Source organism: Streptomyces albidochromogenes, from assembly GCF_005981925.1.
GTDB lineage: Bacteria > Actinomycetota > Actinomycetes > Streptomycetales > Streptomycetaceae > Streptomyces > Streptomyces albidochromogenes.
On the sequence record NZ_VBVX01000056.1, the window covers coordinates 1 to 21,368 of the forward strand.

The following is a 21,368-nucleotide window of genomic DNA, read 5'->3' on the forward strand; positions in this document are numbered from 1 at the left end:
GTGTCGCGCTCCGTCGCGTCGCGCCCGTCGGGTTCCTCCTGCCCCGCCCGCCCTTCCTCGGCGTCCTCGCCGTCCTCGCCGTCCTGGGGGAACGGGATCACCGCGGCGCGGCCGGGGGCGCGGGAGACCAGGGACAGGCGCCGGGCGCGGTCAGCGTGGCCGAGGGCCCGGTCGTACTCCTCGGCGGCGTCGCGCCAGCCGTGGGCGTACGCGCGCAGCTCACGGCGTTCGATCTCCGTGCGCAGGAGCACGACCAGCTCCTCGGGGCCGTGGCCCTCCAGGTACTCGCCGAGCGAGGCGAGGAGTCCGGGCAGGTCCTGCGGGAGCGGCCGGGGCTTCGGAGGCTGCGGGCCGGCGCCGGGGCGCGGGGAGTCTCCGGGCGGCCGTGAGCGCCCGTCGCCCTCGACCATGCGTCTCTCTCTTCCCGTCCCGTCCCGTCACCACGCGGCGCCGCCGCAGGCACGCGCCTGCCCGCGGCGGAGGGAGACAGGCCGCAGCAGCTTACTCGGCGCCCACCTGGCGCTACTCCCCGATGCGCCGCCGGTCATGCCGGTCTGCCGGGGGCGGGAGGAACTGCCCGGCCACCCGCATGAACATGTCGCGCTGGTCCTCGGGCACGCCCAGCCCGGCCGCCGCCTCCTCCAGGGTCAGCCGCGGAGCCCCGCCGTCCGCGCCCGCGGGCGCGGCGCGGGGCCGGTCGGGGAGAGGAAGGTCCTCCTCGCTGAGCCGGCCGGAGCGGATGAGCATGTCGCGGACCGGCACGCGCAGAACGTGGGCGAGACGCCGGGTGGTCTCCAGATCCGGCATGCTCTGGCGCTGCAACAGCCGGGTGATGGCGGCGCGATGGACGCCCGCCTCGTCGGCCAGCCGGGACTTCCCCCCGCCCCGGGGACTGTCGATGTCGTAGCCACGCTGCCGGATCAGGTCTTCGACCCAGCTCGCGAACCGGTCGAGTTCGCTGATGGTCATGAGAGTGCCTCCCTCCGAAGCAGGCAACAGCCTAGCGCGCTTGCGCGCGCAGAATTACCCGCGCGCAAGCTGGTTTTTCGGGGGGTTTGTAGCCACACGCGTAGCGCATCAACGGGTACTGCCATGGAAATATGTTGTTGCGCGCTCGCTCGCAACGTGTCAGTCTGCGGTCATGACCTCATTAGCCCCGCAGCACGACGACGAGCGCGACCCGCTGTCCTCGTGGTGGCGCTCGGCCGCCGCCTGCTCCGGACTGCCGCCGCAGATCGTCTTCGCCCGCCGGGAGAGGGACGCGGCGCCCGCGCTGCGCGCCTGTGCGCGCTGCCCGGTCGTGCGCCGCTGCGAGGAGACCGTGGCCCCCGCCGACAGCTGGTTCGACGGCGTCAGCGCCGGACGCCTCTGGCGCAACGGCCGCCCGGTCGCCCGCACCCCGCACACCACCCAGCACCGAGGGGAACGCTGATGGCACCCACCACGCCCGCACCGGCCCACGACACCGCCCTCTGGCTCGCCCTGCTGGTCCGCCAGCTCCCCGAACTGGTCGCCGAACTGTCCCCCGGCACCCGCGGGCGGTCCGGCGACCGCCCGGAGCCCGGAGCCGCCGAACTCGCCGCGCGTGACGCCCGTATCCGCGAGGAGCGCCGTGACGCGCTCGCCGTCGAGCGGGACCACGGCCTCAGCGTCCCCGGCCACTCCGCCGCGCCCCTGCGGCTCCACGTCTCCGACGCGCTGCGGGACATCAGCGACGGCGTGAGCGAGCTCGACGAGGCGGTCCACGAGAAACTCGGCCTCGGGCGGCCGCGCCGCGCCGGGGTCCCGCAGCGGCTGGCCCGCATCGGGGCGCTGCTCGACCGGATCGCCGTACACCCCCTCCTCGCCGGCCATGTCCGGGACGAGCTGCGCCGGATGGCCCGGCGCTGCGGGCGGGCGCTGGGCGACACCGAGCCGATGGTCCGGGTCGGCGGCCGCTGCCCGTGGTGCGCCTCCGTGTCGCTGCGCGCCTTCCCGGCCCGGCGGGCCGTGCTGTGCGTGAACCCCGCCTGCCGGTGCGCCGACAAGGACTGCGACTGCCGTACGGACCCCGCCTTCCGGCACGTGTGGCGCGAGGACGCCTGGAGCGCGCTGGTCGCGGGCGGCGGCGACCCGCGGGAGATGGGCGTCGCCCTGGACGAGCGCGCGCCCGCCCCCGAGGGCGCCGGGGAGGCGCGATGAGCGCCTCGGCCCAGCCCCTGATCACCGGAACGCTGGCCGCCCGTGAGGTCGCCGTGGCCCCCGCGACCATCCGCAAGTGGGTCCAGCTGGGGCACCTCGCGCCGGCGGGACGGCAGGGCCGGGCGCAGCTCTTCCGGCTGGAGGACGTCTTCGCGGCGGAGCGCACGGCCCGCCGCCGCGCCTGACCGCGCGTACCCCTTTCCACGCGTACGACGAAGGCGAGGCGGCCGCACCCCGGACAGGGTGCGGCCGCCTCGCGTCGTGCGGTTCGGGGGCCTCGGCCCGGCGGGCGCCGCACGCGTCAGGGGCGTCGGCCCGGGCCGGGGTACGGGGCGGCGCCGGGGCGTGGACTGTCGCCGCGGCCGTCGGCCGGGCCGGGGTCGTCGGCCGGGTCGGGGAGTCGCAGTATCCGGGCCGGTTCGCCGTCGTCGCCGGCCACCAGGTCCATCGCCTCGCGCCAGCCGCTCGTGAACCCGCGGACCTCCGCGTCGATCACCACGCGCGCACCGACCTTGTTCACGACCGCGGCGATCGCACGAGCGACTTCCGCGTTGTACGTACCGGCCTCTCCGGCCTCGGCCGCCACCTCCACCGCCGCGGCCACCACGTCGGCCAGCCGCTCTCCGGCGCTGTTCACCATCGCACCTCCCCTTCACCCGTACGGCGCCCACGCTCCAGAATCGCCACCTTCTCGAATGTACGTTCGACGCAGGGCAGCGTAACGCAGGCACCCCGGGGCGCGCGGAGCCTCACCGGCCCCGCACGCCCCGAATTGCGAACGCGAGCAAGCTAGTTGCGCGCTCGCGCGATCTAGCTCCGGCCGCACCGCCGTCGATACGCCGCTCAGCGCGCCGCCGCCTGCCACAACGTGACGGCCAGCGCCGCGCACGACGTCAGCGCGGCCAGCGAGGGCAGCGGCCAGCGCGAGCGCTCCAGCGCGTCGAGCCGTTCCTCGTGCTCGCCGAGCACCTTGTCCGTCTGGTCGGCGCGCTGCAGCAGCAGCGCCAGATCGCCCCGTGTGGTGGCGAATCCGACGTCCACCGACCGCCGCAGCCGTTCCAGCTCCACCACCACGCCTCGCTCCTCGTACTCCCGCATCATCCGCGGACCACCTCTCCTTCTGTCGCGCTCAGGCCCGCGGGACGCGGAGCCGCTCCCAGCTCGCACGTCCCGGGGTGCCGTCCGCGTCCGTACCGCGATAGCCGAGCTTGCGCTGCCAGGCGGCGTACGACGCCCGGTCGGCGGCGCCCCAGACGGGGCCGGGACCGACCGAGTACCGGCCGCACCCTTCCGCCACCAGCCGTCTTCCGACCGCCGTGAACAACGGGTCGCGATGGCCCGGCACGAAGAAGGCGCCGCCGGGGAACGGCGCGTACGCCGAGGCGGGCGGCTTGGGCGGCGCCGGCCGCCCGGGGCCCGGGCGGCCGGCGAGCCGGGCGCCGATCCGGCCCCGCATGCCGTCCATCGGGAACGACGGGTCGATCTTGCGCCGGGTCCACTCCTTGTGTCCCAGCACGCTGGCCGCCGACCAGCCGTGCGCGCGGCACAGCGCCGCCGACAGCCGCTCGACGGCGTCGAGCTGGGCCGCCGGGTAGGGGTCGGCGCCGTCGCCGAGGTTCTCGATCTCGAAGCCGTAGAACCGGGCGTTGCCGTCGACGGCATCCGGGCCCGGCTTCGGCAGCGCCCGCTCCTCGCGGACCGCGGCCAGCACGGCGGCGCAGCCGTTGCCCGCGTGGTTGGTGCGGCCGTAGCCGACCAGGTGCACCGTGCCGTCCTTCGCGACGACGCCGACGCACAGCGGCCCGGGGAGTCCGGGCGTGCCCCGGCGGCAGAAGCCGACGCTGCTGGAGCCGGCGGTGTGGTGGAGCATCACGCCGTTGACCGGGCCCCAGGCGCCTTTGTGGTTGCGGTGGTGGGTACGCCAGTCGGCGTGCTCGGTGAGAGGGACGCCTTCCGCGCGCAGTGCGCGGGCGAAGGCGTCGGGTGACAGGGGTGCCGCCATCAGGGACCTCCTGGGGTCGGGGCACGAAGGGTCCGTGCGGAAAACGGCCCCGGCCCGCCGTGGGACACGACGGGCCGGGGCCGGGGACGGAAGCGGACGCCAGGTCAGTGGACCGGGTCGATCCGCAGGAAGCGGTGGGCGAAGGTCGCCGTGCTGGTCGTCGCCGAGGACCGGTACGCGGGCGTCGCCGTGTACGAGACACCGCCGCTCAGCCCGCTGACCTGGAACTGGGTCGACGCGGAGCACTGCATGCCGCCGCCGAAGATCGCCGCACGGGTGTCGGCGGTGGCCAGGGTGACCGTCGTGCCCTGCTTGACGGTCATCGACATGAAGCCCGCGCCGGTGGCCACGCTGCTGCTGATCCGGGCGCCGAGCGTGACGAGGACCGTGCCGGAGGGCGGCGCGGTGAAGGCGGCGGCCATCGTGTCGCCGGTGGACCCCGTCAGGGCTTCGACGTACGTGGCCGAGGCCGTCGTACCGGCCACCGGATTGAGTTTCAGCACGGGGCTCGGCGCGACCGGGTGCCAGTACCCGCCCGTGTAGTAGTAGTACCGGCCGGGCGTGGTGACCCAGGCCAGCATCCCGGTCACCGGCGCGGCGATCGCGGACAGGTTGACGGTGTTGGCGACCCGCAGCACCGTCCGCCCGTCGAGCGCCTCGGCGAGGGACTGCAGGTGCAGCGGCACGTTGGCCGCGTCGGTGGGCTGGGGATACGGAAGATTGCTGAGCGGGGTGAGCTGGACCATGTCAGGGGCCTCCTCGGAAGCGGGTACGAGAAGGGCCGGCGCCCCGCAGGGCGCCGGCCCTTGGTCGGACGGGGCGGGATCAGCCGCCCAGTGGCGGCGGCAGGGTGTCCGGCGGCATGCCGCCGTCGCCCTCGCGGGCGGCCGGATCGTCGATCGGCACCGGGACCGGCGCCGGGGCGTCCGGCGAGGGGTACGCCGGGTCTCCGGGCGGCAGCGACTGCTCCCCCGGCTCCTCGCCGCCGGCGCCTTCCGGCGCCACGGCCCCGGGGTCCGGTGCGGGGTCCACCGCCGGCTCCGGCTCCGGCGTACGCGTCACGCCGTCCGAGGTCATGCCGCACCTCCCAGCGTCTCCACCAGCGTCCGGTAGGTGAGCTGCTCCGCCGTCAGGTCGGCGAACTGCGCGTACTGCGCCGTCACCATCTGGTACGTCCGAAGCCGCCCGTACGCCGGATCGAGCGGCGCGTCGGGCACCAGGCCCTCGTCGGCCGGGACGCCGTTGTACCCGGTCCCGCGCAGCGTCAGGACCTGCTGCGGCGCGGAGCCCGCCGTGTACGTGGTGCGCATGCCGACCACCCACGCGAGCGTGTCCAGCTTCGCCCCCGCCGAATCGACCACCCGTACCACGTCGCCCAGCTGCAGCCGGGGATCGTGCAGCACCTCCACCTCGCCGAGGACCGGCACCGGGTACCGCCCGGCGTCGAGCATCGCCCCCGCGAGGGTGTACGCCGAGATCGCCGACTGCACCCAGTCCGACGCCGGCGCCAGGTACTGCTGCTTGCCGTAGTGCTGCTGGCTCGCCGGGCTCCAGCGCGCCCACACCCGCTGCTTCGGGTCCGCCGACCGCTTGAGCGGGTCGATCTGCACGGACGGCTTGCCGTCCTTGGTGACCGTCCACACGCTGGTGGTCCCGGTGTTCGTGAACCGGATGATGTACGCCGGCCCCTCACGGCGGGAACTCACGGTGACCTGGCCCTTCACCGCCGTACCGCCCGTCGCCGCGCTGCCGAAGCGCACCCGGTGGCTGGCGATCGAGGCGGACGTGTCGTCCACGATGGTCGGCGGGCCGATGTCGCTCTCGTCGTCCGCGATCGCGTACGTCACCTCCTCCGGTATCCCGGGCTTGATCTCCCTGATCCGGGTGTCGGTCTGCGCCGTACCGTGGGCGAGGCCGATGCCCGCCCAGTCCTGGTACGGCTGTTCGCAGTGGTTGCGGCAGGCGTCGATCTCCTCGCTGACGGTCAGCGCGGAGATGTCCCGGACCGTGGTCACCGTGGCGTCCGGGGCGACCGGCACCTTGGTGAAGCGCGACGGGCCGCGCCAGCGGAAGACACCCTGCTCGTCGAACTCGGCGGTGGACATCGACGCGCGGGCGATCTCGCTGATCGCGTCCCACTGGGAGCCCGACACCTTCGGGATGTCGAACAGCGGCAGCGCGTCGTCGTCCAGCTCCGCGCCCTTGCGCCACTGGTCCTTCTGCTCCCACTCGGGGCGCGGGTAGGTCGCGGTGTCCGTCCACACCCGGTCGGTGACCTGGAGGCACTCCACGGCCATGTCGGTCACCAGGTCGATCTGCTGGAGCTCGGAACGCGGGTGGGCGGCGGACGCCTCGACGTACGTCGCCAGCCCGCCCACGTGGTACGAGCCGTCCGGCGCGGTGAGCCGCGGCTGGACCGTCGGCAGCACGGTGGCGCCCGTCCCCCGGGTGTCCACCATGAACCCCAGGTGCCAGCTGCCCCGCAGGGCCGCCAGCTTGGGGAAGATCCAGTCGAAGTACCAGTAGCCGCCGTCGACCGTCCCGGAGGTGATGCGCACGGTCCCCGTCGAGATGTCGAACCGGCCGCTGAGGTAGCCGGAGGCCCCGCCGCTGCGGTCGAACAGCGCCTTCATCTCGATCATGCTGTCCTTGGCCAGCGCCGTGTTCGCCCAGCACTCGACCTGGAACACCTTGCCCGGCAGCACGAACCGCGAGCGCGGCATCCACGCCGCCCGCAGCGCCGGCTGCTCCGGCATCAGCGCCATCTCGAACGGCGCGCCGTCGCGGATCCAGCGGTACGAGCTGCTGCCGGGGAGCACCTCGGGCTGCCCGTACGTCGCGTTGAACCCGCCGTGCAGCGACGCGTACAGCACCGTGAACGGGGCCACGTCCTTGTCGTCGGCGAGCGGGGCGCGCGGCGGCGGGCAGGTGTGGATGCCGCCCTGGCGGAGCAGTTCGTCCACGCACCAGATCGCGCTGGCGACCGGCCGGCCCCAGTAGAAGCCGTGGTACGGGCGCGGCAGCGACGCCGGGCCGCGCAGCCGCTCCGCCCCGTCCAGCGCCTGGACGGTGACCGTGTCACTGCCCGAGGCGGCCGACCGGGAGCGGACCGTGCCCCGGAACGCGGGCAGCGTCCGGTCCGCGACGCCGGTCGAGTGCACCACGGACTGCCCCGGGCGCACCACGTCGCCGGTGGACCGGTCGGCCCACGCGGAGTACAGGCGCGGCGCGTGCTCGCCGCCGGTCCCGCCGAGCAGCACCTCCAGCTGCGCCGAGGCACTGCCGGAGAACGCCCGCATCGCCTCCGGGAGATCGGTGTTGTACGCCCGCTCCACCTTCCAGGACTGGATCTGCGGGCCGAGCTCCGCGCCGCCGAGCCGGGTCGAGTGGGCGGGCACCCGCTCCGGCGCGTCGAGAGCGGCCCGCATGTTCTCGTCAGTTGGCTGCACCGCGCACCTCCACGAGATCGATTGCGATGTTCCGGTACGGCAGCCGGGCCGACGGCGTGTCCGTCAGGTTGGTGACCGCCATCGGCGGGCAGCCGTCACCGAGCGCGTGGGCGGCCGGTGCCTCGCCGATGGTGAGGCAGGCGCCGGCCAGTGTGACCGCGCCGGTGCGGCCGGGCCGGCCGACCGGGGTGACGAACGCGGCCGCGGCCGGCGCCGTACCGCTGACGACGGGGCCGGGCACCGCGGTCGTCGAGAGGTACGAGCCGTCCACCGCCTTCCAGTCGAGCTGTGCGGTGCACACGGCCTCGTCCCACTCCGGCGGGATCCGCCACGACACGTCCATGCCCGGGGCCACCGGCCATCCGGTCCAGGCGCCGTGCGTCCAGCCGACCGCGCTCGCCACGTCCTTGCAGTCGCCCGTGAACACCTCGCCGGCCGACGGCCTGAACGTGAGGTCGCCGGCCACCGTGAACCAGTGGTCGCCGCCGCGCGGGTCGAGGCTCTGCCCGGCCGCCTGGAGCGGGTCGAGCAGATTGACCGACGCGGGGTCGAGCACGACGACCGAGCCCCTGGCGGGGGCGTCGCGGCCGAGCATGCCCGGGCCAGTGACCCGGCGCGCGAGCCGGACGAGGTGCTGGGCGTCGTCCGGCTCCAGCCACTCGAACGAGAGCTTCATACGACGTGTCGTCCTGGGCGGGGCGACGAGCGTCACCCGGCCCTCCAGGGAACGGAACTCGGTGATGTTCAGGTCCGCGCTGCGGTCCCAGCTCTTGGCCGCCTGGGAGATCTCCCGCAGCAGACCGGGCTTGCCGATCCAGAGGTTCCTTGCCATGTCTGCCTACCTCCGGGCGAGCTGGCGCTGCCCGACGAGGACGGCGCGGGCGATGGTCTGGGAATCCACCTGCACGTGGACGGGACGCTCGGCGAGCCGCTCGACGGCCTCGGCGAGCCGGGCGATCTGCGCCCGGCCGGCGCCGGGGCTCATCATCCGGTCGAGCCTGCTCAGCGGGATGACGGCCTCGGACTCGCCGCCCTCACCGATCAGCGCCAGCGTTCCGCCGTTGCGCGCCGGGACGACACCGCCCTTGGCGAGGTGCGGAACCGGGATCTTCGGGAGGTTGATCGAGAACGACTTGCCGCCGAACTTCGGCACCCAGCTGGGGATGCTGACCTTGAACCCGTTCAGCGCGCCGATGACGACGTTGACCGCACTGGCGAAGCCGCGGAACGGGGTGAGCAGCATGTTGCCGATGCCGCGCAGGACGGGTCCGATCGCCTTCATCGCCGCGGAGGTCGCGGACGAGATGGCCTTCATCCCCGCCTTGAACCCCTTCTGCACGACGGCGACGATCTTGTCGACCTTCACGAACTGGAGGATGAGCGGCGCGAGCAGCGCCATGATCAGGCCGAACGGGTTCGCGGCCATGACCAGGTTGAGCCCGCGCTGCGCGACGCTCGCGCCCTTGAGCCCCTTGGCGAGGCCGCCGCCCATGGTCTTTCCGGTCTTGTCGGCGTTCTTGCCGGCCTTCCCGACGGACTTCTCCACGGCGTCGGACTGCTGCTTGACCCCCTGCAGCGCGGTTTTGGCCTTGTCGGCCGACCCCTTGAGCTTGTCGAGCGCGCCCTTGAGCTTGTCGGCCCCGCCCTTGGCCGTACCGAGCGAGGTGTTGGCGGTCCGCAGGCCCGTGCGCAGCTTGCCGACGGCGGTCTCGCCCTGTGCCGTGGCGGTACGCAGCTTGCCGATGGCGGCGCCCGCTCGGTCCGCGCCGCCACGGATGGTGCTGAGGGCCGAGTTTCCCTGCCCCACGGCGGACTTGAGCCGGGTCAGTGGCGTCGTTCCGCCGGCCACGATCCGGTTGAAGCCCTGCATGGCGGAGCCCGCTGTTCTCAGACTTCCGGCGAGTGACATCCCCGTTCCTGCCTTTCCCTAGTTTCCCGGAGACCACGGTCCGCACCCCGGAGGCGTTCCTCATCAGCCGCTGAGCGCCCTGGACACATTGATGACCTCCCCCTGGGTGGTCTTCAGCTTCGCGTTGAGCCGACTCAGAGCGGTCTTGGCCGCCTCGGCGTTCTCCTTCGCCTTTTCTCCGGCTTCCTTGAGAGCCTTTTCCTTGTCAGTGATCGTCTTCAACTTGCCGGAGAGCTTTTCAAGTTTGTCGGAGCGACCCTCGATCTTCGCCACCTGCCGGTCGACCTTCTTTTCGATCGCAGCCGCCCGGTGCACGTCCTCGGCAATTTGGAAGCGAATCTTCATCACTTCCTTTGCCGCGTCCGCACGGCCTCCCGTCCCGGCCTGATCACGCGCTTCGCGTGCCGCACCCCTCCCCTCCTCCGCATTTGCCTTCATGTTTTCGAGACGGGTGATCTTCTTGTTGATGAACTCCTGATCTTCGGAGATCTTTTTATTGACCTGCCGGATGCGCTCTTCCAAGGACTTCTTCTTGTCCGCCCAAGGAAATGTGACGACTTGGCGACCACGGAACGTGATGCCCTTCTCGTCCGCCTTCAGGATGGAAAAGTCCGCCTTCACCAACGTCAGCCCCAGGGCCAGACCGCCAAGTTCGTACTTGATCAGCGTGACCGAGTGCTGAAGGTCGCGATACAGTTCCTTCTGGTGCTCGATGTCCTGCTTATTGATCCAGAAGGGGCGGATCCACGCCTCTTCCTTGGGCCCCGATGCCGGTGTCGGAGTAGCCATCGGTCCTCCCTTTACTTTTGGCATGTCGGTCGTCATTGGAGGTCGCGTGACGTCTCTGGATTTCCCGGCCTGGATCTCCTACGTCATACTTTTCACCCCGACAGCAGTCGTCCTCCCCCTGGCGACGACCCGTATCTGCATACACCTGCGCCTGAAGAAGAGGGGAATGAAAACAGCGGGGACATGCCGTTCCTCGTACTACTCGAACGGCTCCTTTTCGCTCTCCTACAGCTATCAGGACCACAAGAGGCGACTGCACTTCCGCACAGCGAAGTCGGACGACTTCGGGGTGACAGGCGAGGTGGGGGAAAGCCTTCCGATCCTGTTCGACCCAGCCTTTCCCGGCCTTTCCCGTACGCAGGCCGAATTGCGACGCCTCCTGCCCTGGTCGCCGGTCAGCACCGGCACGTGGGCAGTGGTTCAGGCGGCATGTGCGGTGCTCGCCGGCGCGAGGGGCTTCGGCTGACCCGTCACCCGAAGAAGGCCGACAATTGAGTCGGACTCGGCCCCGGCGCTTCGCGTTCCGCCGGCGCCTCGTCGGCGGCCTCCACACCGGGACGGGGAACCGGCGTCGGATAGTCGAGCCACTCGCTCTCCTCGTCCTGGTTCACCGTGGCGAACATCCAGTTGCTCTCGGCGAGCTGGTCGACGGCGGTCGCCAGCAGATAGTCGGAGACCGACCACTCCGCCGCCTCCCCGTGCAGTTCCCGGGCCACCGCGCTGTCCCGCGGCAGATGCTTCAGCAGCACCGACAGCCGACGAGAGGTCAGGCCGCCCCGGTACCAGTCGAGCAGGTCGAGGCCGTAGTGGCGCAGGAGATCGGCCTCAAGGGCCTCGGCGTGTTCCTCCACGAACGCACCGAGGCTCAGCCTTCCCCCAGGCCGAGCCCCGTCTCCTTGCCGTACGCCTCAAGGATCGCGGCGATGTCCTGCATGGTGATCTCGTGGCGGTCGAACCGCGCGTACTGCTTCTCGCCGAGCAGCAGCCGCAGCAGCCCGTCGACGTCGTTGTCGTCGAGATCGCGCAGCTTGCGGGCGGTCGCCCGGGTCAGCTCGGTCGGCAGCTCGAAGACGTCGTCGTCGAGCTCGAAGATCCAGGCGCGGCCGAGCGCCTCCAGGCGCTGGGCGCGGGCCGCGTTGACGTTGAAGCCGGCCATTCAAGGGCTCCTCTGTGAGGTGGGACGCGAAGGGGACGTACGGGAGAGACGGCGGCGGGGGCCCGGGAACCCCGGACCCCCACCGCCGCGGTCAGGCCCTTAAACCGCGGCGAACGACTTGTCCTTCATGATCCAGGTGGCCAGGGTCGAGCTGCCCTCGGAGGCCAGCGCCGTGAAGGTGACGCCCAGCTTCAGCGCCCCGGTGCGGGTCAGTGCGATCTCCTCGGTCTCGGTGACCTGACCGCGCGGGACGATGAAGCGGTACGTGACGTCCGCGCCGTCCTTGAACTCGATGCCCAGCTGGCGCTCGTCCTGCTTCGGCTCGGCGGCCAGCTTGTACTGGTAGGTGTCGGTGACGCCGGTGGCGGTCACCGGAGTGACGGCGTCACCGCCCATGAAGAACGACAGCGTGTCCTTGTTCAGCTGGAGCAGCTGGAACTTCACCGTCAGGTCGCGGTCCGAGTAGATGAACCGGGCCGGGCTCACCGACTGCCAGGTGTCGACCGGATCGATCTTGTCCTTCTTGTTGAACTTGATGCCGTCGGTGGTGGTGTAGCCCAGCTCGGTCCAGCCGGCCGCCCACTCGTCGCCGGTGTGCGCCGGCGCGGCCGGACCGGACGTCCCGGCCTTCGCGACCAGGATCCGGCCGGTGCCGGCCACACGGATCTGGCTGCCGTTGTTGCCTGCCATGTCTGCTCCTCGGTGATTCGGAAATGACGAAGGCCCCGCCGGTGGCGGGGCCTGAAGGGAAGAACACTCGGGTCAAGCGGGCCGGACGGAGATCCGGACGGTGGAGAGGTACCGATGGCCGGCGGGGCGGTTGTAGTCGGGCAGCCAGCGCGGCCCGTCCGCCTCGGCGACGTCGGTGACCGCCGCCGCACCGTAGGTGGTGCCGGACAGGGTGAGTACGGCGGCACGCGCGGCCAGCGCCACGGTGTGCGCCGCCGTCTTGTCCGGCCCGTACACCTCCAGGTCGATCAGCGGCTGGTCGAGATGGAGATCGTCCACCCACGCGCCGCCGACGCGGGAGACGAGGACGGCCTTCTGTGTGCCGTCGAAGCCGGCCGGGGGCCGGTTGTCGACCACCGTCCCGGCCAGCTCCGGCCGGTTCTTGAGGTGATCGACGACGAGCCGTTCCGCGTCCGGGAAGGCGAGGGGACTCACATGGACACTCCCTTCGGGGGCCTGTGCTGCGGAAAACACAAAGCGGCAGATCCGCCGCCCGGGTACCGGACGCAGCTCTGCCGCTGCACCAACTGTGATCCATGGAGGCCGACTTCGCAACTCAGTACGAGAACTGCTCGTACCCGACCGGCCCCGGAAACGCCGCGGGGCGGCCACCCCGTGAAGGGTGACCGCCCCGCGGTCGTACTGCCTCGCGCTCTTACTGGTTGTACGGACCGTAGTCGTAGTCCTCCAGCGGAACGGCCTGGCCGGAGCCGGTGCCGAACGGCGAGTAGTCGATGTCGTCGTAGCCGACGGCCGAGTACATCGCGGCCTTGGCCTCCTCGGTCGGCTCGACCCGGATGTTGCGGTAGCGGGACAGACCCGTACCGGCCGGGATGAGCTTACCGATGATGACGTTCTCCTTGAGGCCGATCAGGGAGTCGGACTTGGCGTTGATCGCCGCGTCCGTCAGAACCCTGGTCGTCTCCTGGAAGGACGCCGCCGACAGCCACGACTCGGTCGCCAGCGAGGCCTTGGTGATACCCATCAGCTGCGGACGGCCGGAGGCCGGGTGGCCGCCTTCCGTGACCACACGACGGTTCTCGCCCTCGAAGCGCCCGCGCTCGACGAGCTCGCCCGGAAGCAGCTCGGCGTCGCCCGACTCGATGATCGTCACGCGGCGGAGCATCTGCCGGATGATGATCTCGATGTGCTTGTCGTGGATCGACACACCCTGGCTGTTGTAGACCTTCTGGACTTCGCCGACCAGGTGGACCTGGACCGCGCGCTGACCGAGGATCCGCAGCACGTCGTGCGGGTTGGTGGCACCCACGGTGAGCTTCTGGCCCACCTCGACGTGGTCGCCCTCGCCCACCAGCAGACGGGCACGCTTCGAGATCGGGAACGCCGTCTCGTCGCTGCCGTCGTCCGGGGTGACGACGATCTTCTTGGTCTTCTCGGTCTCCTCGATACGGATGCGGCCGGCCGCCTCCGAGATCGGGGCGACACCCTTGGGCGTACGAGCCTCGAAGAGCTCGACGACACGGGGCAGACCCTGGGTGATGTCGTCACCGGCCACACCACCGGTGTGGAAGGTACGCATCGTCAGCTGCGTGCCGGGCTCACCGATGGACTGGGCGGCGATGATGCCGACCGCCTCACCGATGTCGACCAGCTTGCCGGTGGCCAGCGAGCGGCCGTAGCAGAAGGCACAGGTGCCGACCGCGGACTCGCAGGTCAGGACCGAGCGGGTCTTGACCTCCTCGACGCCGTGCATGACCAGCTGGTCGATGAGCACGTCACCGAGGTCGACGTTGGCCGGCGCGATGACCTTGCCGTCGATGACGACGTCCTCGGCGAGCATGCGTGCGTACACGCTCGTCTCGACGTCGTCGGTCTTGCGGAGGATGCCGTCGGCGCCCTTCTCCGCGATCTTCAGCTTGAGGCCGCGGTCGGTGCCGCAGTCCTCCTCGCGGATGATCACGTCCTGCGAGACGTCCACCAGACGACGGGTCAGGTAACCCGAGTCGGCGGTACGCAGGGCGGTGTCGGCGAGACCCTTACGGGCACCGTGGGTGGAGATGAAGTACTCCAGCACGGACAGACCCTCACGGAACGACGCCTTGATGGGACGGGGAATCGTCTCGTTCTTGGCGTTCGACACCAGACCACGCATACCGGCGATCTGACGCATCTGCATCATGTTTCCTCGGGCACCCGAGTCAACCATCATGAAGATGGGGTTCGTCTTGGGGAAGTTCGCGTTCATCGCCTCGGCAACCTCGTTGGTCGCCTTGGTCCAGATCGCGATGAGCTCCTGAGTGCGCTCTTCCTTGGTGATGAGACCGCGCTCGTACTGCTTCTGGACCTTCTCGTCCTGCGCCTCGTAGCCCTTGACGATGGCCTTCTTGGCCTCGGGCACGACGACGTCGGAGATGGCCACGGTGACGCCCGAACGGGTCGCCCAGTGGAAGCCCGCCGCCTTCAGGTTGTCGAGCGTCGCCGCCACGATCACCTTGGGGTAGCGCTCCGCCAGGTCGTTGACGATCTCGGAGAGCTGCTTCTTGCCCACCGAGTAGTCGACGAACGGGTAGTCCTCGGGCAGCAGCTCGTTGAAGAGCGCGCGGCCCAGCGTGGTGCGCAGCCGGAAGCTGTCACCCTGCTGGAACTCTCGTTCCCCGACGCCGTCGTCCCCTCCCTCGGCGACCGGCGGCACCCAGCCACGCGGCGGGATGGTGCCCACCGGGAAGCGGATGTCGACCTTGGCCTGGAGCGACAGCTCGCGGTTGTCGAACGCCATGGTCGCCTCGGCGGTCGAGCCGAAGCTGCGGCCCTCACCGATGACCTCGCGCTCTTCCTCGTCGGTCGTGAGGAAGAAGAGACCGAGAACCATGTCCTGGGTCGGCATGGTGACGGGACGACCGTCGGCCGGCTTCAGGATGTTGTTCGAGGACAGCATCAGGATGCGGGCCTCGGCCTGCGCCTCCGCGGAGAGCGGCAGGTGCACGGCCATCTGGTCACCGTCGAAGTCCGCGTTGAACGCGGTGCAGACGAGCGGGTGGATCTGGATGGCCTTGCCCTCGACCAGCTGGGGCTCGAAGGCCTGGATGCCGAGGCGGTGCAGCGTGGGCGCACGGTTCAGCAGAACCGGGTGCTCGGCGATGACCTCTTCGAGCACGTCGTACACGACCGTGCGGCCGCGCTCGACCATGCGCTTCGCCGACTTGATGTTCTGCGCGTGGTTCAGGTCGACCAGGCGCTTCATCACGAACGGCTTGAAGAGCTCCAGCGCCATGGCCTTCGGCAGACCGCACTGGTGCAGCTTGAGCTGCGGACCGACGACGATCACGGAACGCGCGGAGTAGTCCACACGCTTGCCGAGCAGGTTCTGACGGAAGCGGCCCTGCTTGCCCTTGAGCATGTCGGACAGCGACTTCAGCGGGCGGTTGCCGGGGCCCGTGACCGGGCGACCACGACGGCCGTTGTCGAAGAGCGCGTCGACGGCCTCCTGAAGCATGCGCTTCTCGTTGTTCACGATGATCTCGGGAGCACCGAGGTCAAGGAGTCGCTTGAGGCGGTTGTTACGGTTGATCACGCGGCGGTACAGGTCGTTCAGGTCGGAGGTCGCGAAGCGGCCACCGTCCAGCTGCACCATCGGACGCAGGTCCGGCGGGATGACCGGCACGCAGTCGAGCACCATGCCCTTGGGGCTGTTGCTCGTCTGCAGGAACGCGGAGACGACCTTGAGGCGCTTGAGCGCACGGGTCTTCTTCTGGCCCTTGCCGGTACGGATGATCTCGCGGAGCCTCTCGGCCTCCTCCTCGAGATCGAACGACTCGAGACGCTTCTGCAGAGCAGCCGCGCCCATGGAGCCGTCGAAGTACGTGCCGAAGCGGTCGCGCAGCTCGCGGTAGAGCAGCTCGTCGCCCTCGAGGTCCTGGACCTTGAGGTTCTTGAAGCGGCTCCACACCTCGTCGAGGCGGTCGATCTCGCGCTGCGCACGGTCGCGCAGCTGCTTCATCTCGCGCTCGGCGCCTTCGCGCACCTTGCGGCGTACGTCGGCCTTGGCGCCCTCGGCCTCGAGCTCGGCCAGGTCGGTCTCGAGCTTCTTGGCGCGGGCTTCGAGGTCGGCGTCGCGACGGTTCTCGACCTGCTGACGCTCGACGGAGACGTGCGCCTCCAGGGACGGCAGGTCGCGCGTACGGCGCTCCTCGTCCACGAACGTGATCATGTACGCGGCGAAGTAGATGACCTTCTCGAGGTCCTTCGGCGCGAGGTCCAGCAGGTAGCCAAGACGCGACGGGACGCCCTTGAAGTACCAGATGTGGGTGACGGGTGCGGCCAGCTCAATGTGGCCCATCCGCTCACGACGCACCTTGGCGCGAGTGACCTCGACGCCGCAGCGCTCGCAGATGATGCCCTTGAAGCGGACACGCTTGTACTTACCGCAGTAGCACTCCCAGTCCCGGGTCGGGCCGAAGATCTTCTCGCAGAAGAGTCCGTCCTTCTCGGGCTTGAGCGTGCGGTAGTTGATGGTCTCCGGCTTCTTCACTTCGCCGTGCGACCAGGTCCGGATGTCGTCCGCGGTGGCGAGGCCGATCCGCAGCTCGTCGAAGAAGTTGACGTCGAGCACTTGTCGTCAATCCCTCTTTCGGGGTCGAGAGTCAATCATGGTCTGAACGGGTCCGGGGAGAGCCGGCCGCTGCGGTGAAGCAGCGGCCGGCCAACCCGTCAGACCTCTTCGACGCTGCTCGGCTCGCGCCGGGACAGGTCGATACCGAGCTCTTCCGCAGCGCGGAAGACGTCCTCGTCGGTGTCGCGCATCTCGATGGACATGCCGTCCGAGGACAGCACCTCCACGTTGAGGCACAGGGACTGCATCTCCTTGATGAGCACCTTGAAGGACTCGGGGATGCCGGGCTCAGGAATGTTCTCGCCCTTGACGATGGCCTCGTAGACCTTCACGCGGCCGGTGACGTCGTCGGACTTGATGGTCAGCAGTTCCTGGAGGGCGTATGCGGCGCCGTAAGCCTCCAGCGCCCACACCTCCATCTCACCGAATCGCTGGCCACCGAACTGGGCCTTACCACCCAGCGGCTGCTGGGTGATCATCGAGTACGGACCGGTCGAACGCGCGTGCAGCTTGTCGTCGACCAGGTGGTGGAGCTTGAGGATGTACATGTACCCGACCGAGATCGGGTCCGGGAACGGCTCACCCGAGCGGCCGTCGAACAGGTTGGCCTTGCCGGACGGCTGGACCATCCGGTTGCCGTCGCGGTTCGGGATCGTGGCCTCGAAGAGACCGGCGATCTCGTCCTCGCGCGCACCGTCGAAGACCGGGGTGGCGACGTTGGTGCCAGGGGCGACCTCGTCGGCGCCGATGACCTTGAGGCGCTCCATCCACTCCTCGCTGCCCTCGACCTTCCAGCCCTGACTGGCGAGCCAGCCGAGGTGGATCTCGAGGACCTGTCCCGGGTTCATTCGGGACGGGACACCCAGCGGGTTGAGGATGATGTCGACCGGGGTGCCGTCCTCCAGGAACGGCATGTCCTCGATCGGCAGGATCTTCGAGATGACGCCCTTGTTGCCGTGACGGCCGGCGAGCTTGTCACCATCGGTGATCTTGCGCTTCTGCGCGACGTAGACGCGCACCAGCTGGTTCACGCCCGGCGGCAGCTCGTCGCCCTCTTCGCGGTCGAAGACGCGGACGCCGATGATCTTGCCGACCTCGCCGTGCGGCACCTTCAGCGAGGTGTCGCGCACCTCGCGCGCCTTCTCACCAAAGATCGCGCGGAGCAGGCGCTCCTCCGGCGTCAGCTCGGTCTCACCCTTGGGCGTGACCTTGCCGACGAGGATGTCACCGGCGACGACCTCGGCACCGATACGGATGATGCCGCGCTCGTCGAGGTCCGCGAGGACCTCCTCGGAGACGTTCGGGATGTCCCGGGTGATCTCCTCGGGGCCGAGCTTGGTGTCACGGGCGTCGACCTCGTGCTCCTCGATGTGGATCGAGGAGAGGACGTCGTCCTGCACCAGACGCTGGCTGAGGATGATCGCGTCCTCGTAGTTGTGGCCCTCCCACGGCATGAACGCCACGAGCAGGTTCTTGCCGAGCGCCATCTCACCCTGCTGGGTGGCCGGCCCGTCGGCGAGGACCTGGCCCTCGACGACCCGGGCGCCCTCGTCCACGACAACCTTCTGGTTGACCGAGGTGCCCTGGTTGGAGCGGGAGAACTTCGCGATCCGGTACGTGGTGTACGTGCCGTCGTCGTTGGCGACGGTGACGTAGTCCGCGGAGACCTCCTGGACCACACCGTCCTTCTCCGCCTTGATGACGTCACCGGCGTCGACCGCGCAGCGGTACTCCATGCCGGTGCCGACGAGCGGCGCCTCGGACGTGATCAGCGGCACGGCCTGACGCATCATGTTCGCGCCCATGAGCGCGCGGTTGGCGTCGTCGTGCTCGAGGAACGGGATCATCGCGGTCGCGACCGACACCATCTGGCGCGGCGAGACGTCCATGTAGTCGACGTCGTCACCGGGGATGTAGTCGATCTCGCCGCCACGACGGCGGACGAGCACGCGCGACTCGGTGAAGCGCATGTCCTCACCGAGGGTCGCGTTCGCCTGGGCGATCACGAAGCGGTCTTCCTCGTCGGCCGTCAGGTAGTCGACCTCGTCGGTGACCACACCTTCGGTGACGCGGCGGTACGGCGTCTCGACGAAACCGAACGCGTTGACGCGTCCGTACGAGGCGAGCGAACCGATCAGACCGATGTTCGGGCCTTCGGGAGTCTCAATGGGGCACATGCGGCCGTAGTGAGACGGGTGCACGTCACGGACCTCGAAGCCGGCCCGCTCACGGGAGAGACCACCCGGGCCAAGAGCCGACAGGCGGCGCTTGTGGGTGAGACCCGACAGCGGGTTGTTCTGGTCCATGAACTGCGACAGCTGGCTGGTGCCGAAGAACTCCTTGATGGAGGCGACGACCGGCCGGATGTTGATCAGGGTCTGCGGCGTGATCGCCTCGACGTCCTGAGTCGTCATCCGCTCCCGCACGACGCGCTCCATACGAGCCAGACCCGTGCGGACCTGGTTCTGGATGAGCTCGCCGACGTTGCGCAGACGACGGTTGCCGAAGTGGTCGATGTCGTCGGTCTCGACGACGATGCTCCGGCCCGACTCGCCGACCGTCTCGACCTCGCCGGCGTGCAGCCGGACCAGGTACTTGATGGTGGCGATGATGTCCTTGCTGGTGAGGACACCCGCGTTCAGCGGCTCGTCGGCGCCGAGCTTCTTGTTCACCTTGTAGCGGCCGACCTTCGCGAGGTCGTAGCGCTTCGGGTTGAAGTAGAGGTTCTCGAGCAGCGTCTGAGCGGCCTCACGCGTGGGCGGCTCGCCCGGGCGGAGCTTGCGGTAGATGTCGAGCAGCGCGTCGTCCTGGCCCTGGGTGTGGTCCTTCTCCAGGGTGGCGCGCATGGACTCGTACTCGCCGAACTCCTCGAGGATCTGCTCGGTGGTCCAACCGAGAGCCTTGAGGAGAACGGTCACGGACTGCTTGCGCTTGCGGTCGATGCGGACACCGACCATGTCGCGCTTGTCGATCTCCATCTCCAGCCAGGCACCCCGGGACGGGATGATCTTGGCCGAGAAGATGTCCTTGTCGGACGTCTTGTCGATGGAGGAGTCGAAGTAGACACCCGGCGAGCGGACCAGCTGCGACACGACGACACGCTCGGTGCCGTTGATGACGAAGGTGCCCTTGTTGGTCATGAGCGGGAAGTCGCCCATGAAGACCGTCTGAGACTTGATCTCGCCGGTCTCGTTGTTGGTGAACTCCGCTGTGACGAAGAGGGGAGCCGCGAACGTGAAGTCGCGCTCCTTACACTCGTCGATCGAGTTCTTCGGGGGCTCGAACCGGTGGTCGCGGAACGTCAGCGACATCGACCCGGAGAAGTCCTCGATCGGCGAGATCTCCTCGAAGATCTCTTCCAGACCAGACTTGGTGGGGACGTCCTGTCCGCTCTCGAGAGCGGCCTCGACGCGACCCTTCCAAGCGGCATTGCCGAGCAGCCAGTCAAAGCTCTCGGTCTGCAGCGCAAGGAGGTTAGGAACCTCGAGGGGCTCCTTGATCTTTGCAAAGGAGATGCGCAGCGGGGCGGTGCTGGCGCCGTTGTTCGTATTGGAGGTCGAGGCGTTGCGCGAGGCGGCCAAGAGGGGGTCCTTCCGAGGGCTCGGACTCACTACGCGCGTACCGGTCCCAAGCTGGCACAGCGACAGAAATCCCTGGTCAGGGAAGTCGGCCATCAGATGCTCGAGCGAGGGTATGCCCCTGGTGACGGGCAGGAGGCAGCTAACAGGCAGCGCAAAGGGTCAGTGTAGCCACTTGGCTCACTGATGTCCAGAGCGGGTCGTTTGACACCCTCGCTGTACTCAACTCCTGCGGAAAAGCCATGCGCTCGATGCGCATATCAGTACTGCCCTCTACGCCGCCGATCCATGCCTCGGATCCGGATCGGTATGACGACGCGTCCTGAGAATTGCGCGCCTCGTGCGGTTCGTCAAGGCCCCCAGGCTCCCACGGGGCCTCCCAAGGGGCGTACGGCGAAGATCACGATACTCGCCCCGGCGCCAAGAGCAAGGACGACGTCCCGGGAACGCCTGAGGGCGACCACCCGAATGGGTGGTCGCCCTCAGAACGTGTGCAGCTGAGTCAGAGACTCAACGAGGTCACTTGACCTCGACAGCCGCGCCGGCGGCCTTGAGGGACTCGGCAGCCTTCTCAGCGGCCTCCTTGGCGACCTTCTCGAGGACCGGCTTCGGAGCGCCGTCGACGAGGTCCTTGGCCTCCTTCAGACCCAGCGAGGTGAGCTCACGCACGACCTTGATGACCTGGATCTTCTTGTCGCCGGCACCCGTGAGGATGACGTCGAACTCGTCCTGCTCCTCGGCGGCCTCAGCGGCGCCACCGGCGGCACCGCCGGCGGGGGCGGCGGCAACCGCGGCAGCGGCGGTGACGTCGAACTTCTCCTCGAAGGCCTTCACGAACTCGGAGAGCTCGATGAGGGTCATCTCTTCGAACTGCGCGAGCAGGTCGTCCTGGGACAGCTTCGCCATGATGGCGTCCTTCCACTAATTCGGCTGGTGCCGATGTACATGTGAGGCGGGCGTACTTCCGGCCCGCTGCGACCGGCGCCTAGACGGCGACGGTCAGGA

The 21,368-nt window shown here is 69.5% G+C and carries 21 protein-coding genes and 1 pseudogene; 4 read left to right on the plus strand and 18 right to left on the minus strand.

The genetic code is table 11. The features are described from left to right. Positions 1–410 (minus strand): annotated as a pseudogene (locus E2E34_RS10470) (hypothetical protein); the annotation flags it as partial. 112 nt (positions 411–522) lie between these two features. Continuing rightward, positions 523–969, minus strand: coding sequence for a helix-turn-helix domain-containing protein (locus tag E2E34_RS10475; RefSeq protein WP_138901617.1), 447 nt, complete (start codon positions 967–969; stop codon positions 523–525). 172 nt (positions 970–1,141) lie between these two features. On the opposite strand from E2E34_RS10475, the gene E2E34_RS10480 reads away from it, so the two are divergent. From E2E34_RS10480 to E2E34_RS10490, 3 genes are read left to right on the plus strand one after another with little or no spacing between them, the layout of a single operon-like run. Then, complete coding sequence (locus tag E2E34_RS10480; protein WP_138901618.1) at positions 1,142–1,432, plus strand: WhiB family transcriptional regulator; 291 nt, start codon at positions 1,142–1,144, stop codon at positions 1,430–1,432. Next, complete coding sequence (locus E2E34_RS10485; protein ID WP_138901619.1) at positions 1,432–2,181, plus strand: hypothetical protein; 750 nt, start codon at positions 1,432–1,434, stop codon at positions 2,179–2,181. Before E2E34_RS10480 ends, E2E34_RS10485 begins: the two co-directional genes overlap by 1 nt. Next, positions 2,178–2,366, plus strand: a complete 189-nt coding sequence (locus E2E34_RS10490; protein ID WP_138901620.1) for a hypothetical protein — start codon at positions 2,178–2,180, stop codon at positions 2,364–2,366. The genes E2E34_RS10485 and E2E34_RS10490 overlap by 4 nt, the downstream gene beginning before the upstream one ends. Before the next feature lie 116 nt (positions 2,367–2,482). Here E2E34_RS10490 and E2E34_RS36360 read toward each other — a convergent pair whose 3' ends face one another. The 9 genes from E2E34_RS36360 to E2E34_RS10535 all read right to left on the minus strand — a co-directional run bounded on the left by E2E34_RS36360 (position 2,483) and on the right by E2E34_RS10535 (position 10,366). Next, positions 2,483–2,821, minus strand: coding sequence for a hypothetical protein (locus E2E34_RS36360; protein ID WP_244315607.1), 339 nt, complete (start codon positions 2,819–2,821; stop codon positions 2,483–2,485). Between the two features lie 203 nt (positions 2,822–3,024). Next, positions 3,025–3,282, minus strand: a complete 258-nt coding sequence (locus tag E2E34_RS10500) for a hypothetical protein (protein ID WP_138901621.1) — start codon at positions 3,280–3,282, stop codon at positions 3,025–3,027. 28 nt (positions 3,283–3,310) lie between these two features. After that, positions 3,311–4,183 (minus strand): peptidoglycan-binding protein, encoded by an 873-nt coding sequence (locus E2E34_RS10505; RefSeq protein WP_138901622.1) that lies wholly within the window; start codon positions 4,181–4,183, stop codon positions 3,311–3,313. A gap of 104 nt (positions 4,184–4,287) precedes the next feature. Next, complete coding sequence (locus E2E34_RS10510; RefSeq protein WP_138901623.1) at positions 4,288–4,929, minus strand: hypothetical protein; 642 nt, start codon at positions 4,927–4,929, stop codon at positions 4,288–4,290. Between the two features lie 79 nt (positions 4,930–5,008). Beyond that, positions 5,009–5,260, minus strand: coding sequence for a hypothetical protein (locus E2E34_RS10515; protein ID WP_138901624.1), 252 nt, complete (start codon positions 5,258–5,260; stop codon positions 5,009–5,011). After that, the gene (locus tag E2E34_RS35375) at positions 5,257–7,632 is read right to left on the minus strand and encodes a hypothetical protein (RefSeq protein WP_167518261.1); all 2,376 of its coding nucleotides are present in this window, start codon (positions 7,630–7,632) and stop codon (positions 5,257–5,259) included. The genes E2E34_RS10515 and E2E34_RS35375 overlap by 4 nt, the downstream gene beginning before the upstream one ends. Beyond that, positions 7,619–8,464: a hypothetical protein gene (locus E2E34_RS10525; RefSeq protein ID WP_138901625.1), complete on the minus strand. Its 846-nt coding sequence runs from the start codon at positions 8,462–8,464 to the stop codon at positions 7,619–7,621. Before E2E34_RS10525 ends, E2E34_RS35375 begins: the two co-directional genes overlap by 14 nt. A gap of 6 nt (positions 8,465–8,470) precedes the next feature. Next, positions 8,471–9,541 carry a hypothetical protein gene (locus E2E34_RS10530; protein WP_138901626.1) on the minus strand — a complete coding sequence of 357 codons (1,071 nt, stop codon included), beginning with the start codon at positions 9,539–9,541 and terminating at the stop codon, positions 8,471–8,473. Positions 9,542–9,604: 63 nt separating this feature from the next. Then, positions 9,605–10,366 (minus strand): hypothetical protein, encoded by a 762-nt coding sequence (locus E2E34_RS10535; protein ID WP_138901627.1) that lies wholly within the window; start codon positions 10,364–10,366, stop codon positions 9,605–9,607. A 10-nt stretch (positions 10,367–10,376) separates the two neighbouring features. Between E2E34_RS10535 and E2E34_RS10540 the strand changes: the two genes are divergently transcribed. Beyond that, positions 10,377–10,796 (plus strand): hypothetical protein, encoded by a 420-nt coding sequence (locus E2E34_RS10540; protein WP_138901628.1) that lies wholly within the window; start codon positions 10,377–10,379, stop codon positions 10,794–10,796. Positions 10,797–10,800: 4 nt separating this feature from the next. On the opposite strand, the gene E2E34_RS10545 is transcribed toward E2E34_RS10540, so the two are convergent. The 7 genes from E2E34_RS10545 to rplL all read right to left on the minus strand — a co-directional run bounded on the left by E2E34_RS10545 (position 10,801) and on the right by rplL (position 21,269). Beyond that, entirely contained in the window at positions 10,801–11,181 is a 381-nt protein-coding gene (locus tag E2E34_RS10545; protein ID WP_208765197.1) for a hypothetical protein, read from the minus strand. A gap of 14 nt (positions 11,182–11,195) precedes the next feature. Next, a complete protein-coding gene (locus tag E2E34_RS10550) occupies positions 11,196–11,486 on the minus strand; it encodes a hypothetical protein (RefSeq protein WP_138901629.1) in 291 nt (96 codons plus the stop codon). A gap of 99 nt (positions 11,487–11,585) precedes the next feature. Further along, complete coding sequence (locus E2E34_RS10555) at positions 11,586–12,176, minus strand: phage tail tube protein (protein ID WP_138901630.1); 591 nt, start codon at positions 12,174–12,176, stop codon at positions 11,586–11,588. Positions 12,177–12,248: 72 nt separating this feature from the next. Next, positions 12,249–12,650 (minus strand): hypothetical protein, encoded by a 402-nt coding sequence (locus E2E34_RS10560; RefSeq protein WP_138901631.1) that lies wholly within the window; start codon positions 12,648–12,650, stop codon positions 12,249–12,251. 220 nt (positions 12,651–12,870) lie between these two features. After that, positions 12,871–16,785 carry a DNA-directed RNA polymerase subunit beta' gene (locus E2E34_RS10565; protein ID WP_138901632.1) on the minus strand — a complete coding sequence of 1,305 codons (3,915 nt, stop codon included), beginning with the start codon at positions 16,783–16,785 and terminating at the stop codon, positions 12,871–12,873. Positions 16,786–16,883: 98 nt separating this feature from the next. Further along, complete coding sequence (gene rpoB, locus E2E34_RS10570; RefSeq protein ID WP_138901633.1) at positions 16,884–20,366, minus strand: DNA-directed RNA polymerase subunit beta; 3,483 nt, start codon at positions 20,364–20,366, stop codon at positions 16,884–16,886. Positions 20,367–20,882: 516 nt separating this feature from the next. Then, on the minus strand, positions 20,883–21,269 hold the full coding sequence (gene rplL, locus E2E34_RS10580; protein WP_138894745.1) for a 50S ribosomal protein L7/L12: 387 nt from the start codon (positions 21,267–21,269) through the stop codon (positions 20,883–20,885). Positions 21,270–21,368: the final 99 nt, after the last annotated feature.

Excerpts from the sequence above, each read along its gene's own strand:
- E2E34_RS10475 (WP_138901617.1), bottom strand. The coding sequence starts at position 969 with ATGACCATCAGCGAACTCGACCGGTTCGCGAGCTGGGTCGAAGACCTG.
- E2E34_RS10480 (WP_138901618.1), top strand. The coding sequence starts at position 1,142 with ATGACCTCATTAGCCCCGCAGCACGACGACGAGCGCGACCCGCTGTCC.
- E2E34_RS10485 (WP_138901619.1), top strand. The coding sequence starts at position 1,432 with ATGGCACCCACCACGCCCGCACCGGCCCACGACACCGCCCTCTGGCTC.
- E2E34_RS10490 (WP_138901620.1), top strand. The coding sequence starts at position 2,178 with ATGAGCGCCTCGGCCCAGCCCCTGATCACCGGAACGCTGGCCGCCCGT.
- E2E34_RS36360 (WP_244315607.1), bottom strand. The coding sequence starts at position 2,821 with ATGGTGAACAGCGCCGGAGAGCGGCTGGCCGACGTGGTGGCCGCGGCG.
- E2E34_RS10500 (WP_138901621.1), bottom strand. The coding sequence starts at position 3,282 with ATGATGCGGGAGTACGAGGAGCGAGGCGTGGTGGTGGAGCTGGAACGG.
- E2E34_RS10505 (WP_138901622.1), bottom strand. The coding sequence starts at position 4,183 with ATGGCGGCACCCCTGTCACCCGACGCCTTCGCCCGCGCACTGCGCGCG.
- E2E34_RS10510 (WP_138901623.1), bottom strand. The coding sequence starts at position 4,929 with ATGGTCCAGCTCACCCCGCTCAGCAATCTTCCGTATCCCCAGCCCACC.
- E2E34_RS10515 (WP_138901624.1), bottom strand. The coding sequence starts at position 5,260 with ATGACCTCGGACGGCGTGACGCGTACGCCGGAGCCGGAGCCGGCGGTG.
- E2E34_RS10525 (WP_138901625.1), bottom strand. The coding sequence starts at position 8,464 with ATGGCAAGGAACCTCTGGATCGGCAAGCCCGGTCTGCTGCGGGAGATC.
- E2E34_RS10530 (WP_138901626.1), bottom strand. The coding sequence starts at position 9,541 with ATGTCACTCGCCGGAAGTCTGAGAACAGCGGGCTCCGCCATGCAGGGC.
- E2E34_RS10535 (WP_138901627.1), bottom strand. The coding sequence starts at position 10,366 with ATGACGACCGACATGCCAAAAGTAAAGGGAGGACCGATGGCTACTCCG.
- E2E34_RS10550 (WP_138901629.1), bottom strand. The coding sequence starts at position 11,486 with ATGGCCGGCTTCAACGTCAACGCGGCCCGCGCCCAGCGCCTGGAGGCG.
- E2E34_RS10555 (WP_138901630.1), bottom strand. The coding sequence starts at position 12,176 with ATGGCAGGCAACAACGGCAGCCAGATCCGTGTGGCCGGCACCGGCCGG.
- rplL (WP_138894745.1), bottom strand. The coding sequence starts at position 21,269 with ATGGCGAAGCTGTCCCAGGACGACCTGCTCGCGCAGTTCGAAGAGATG.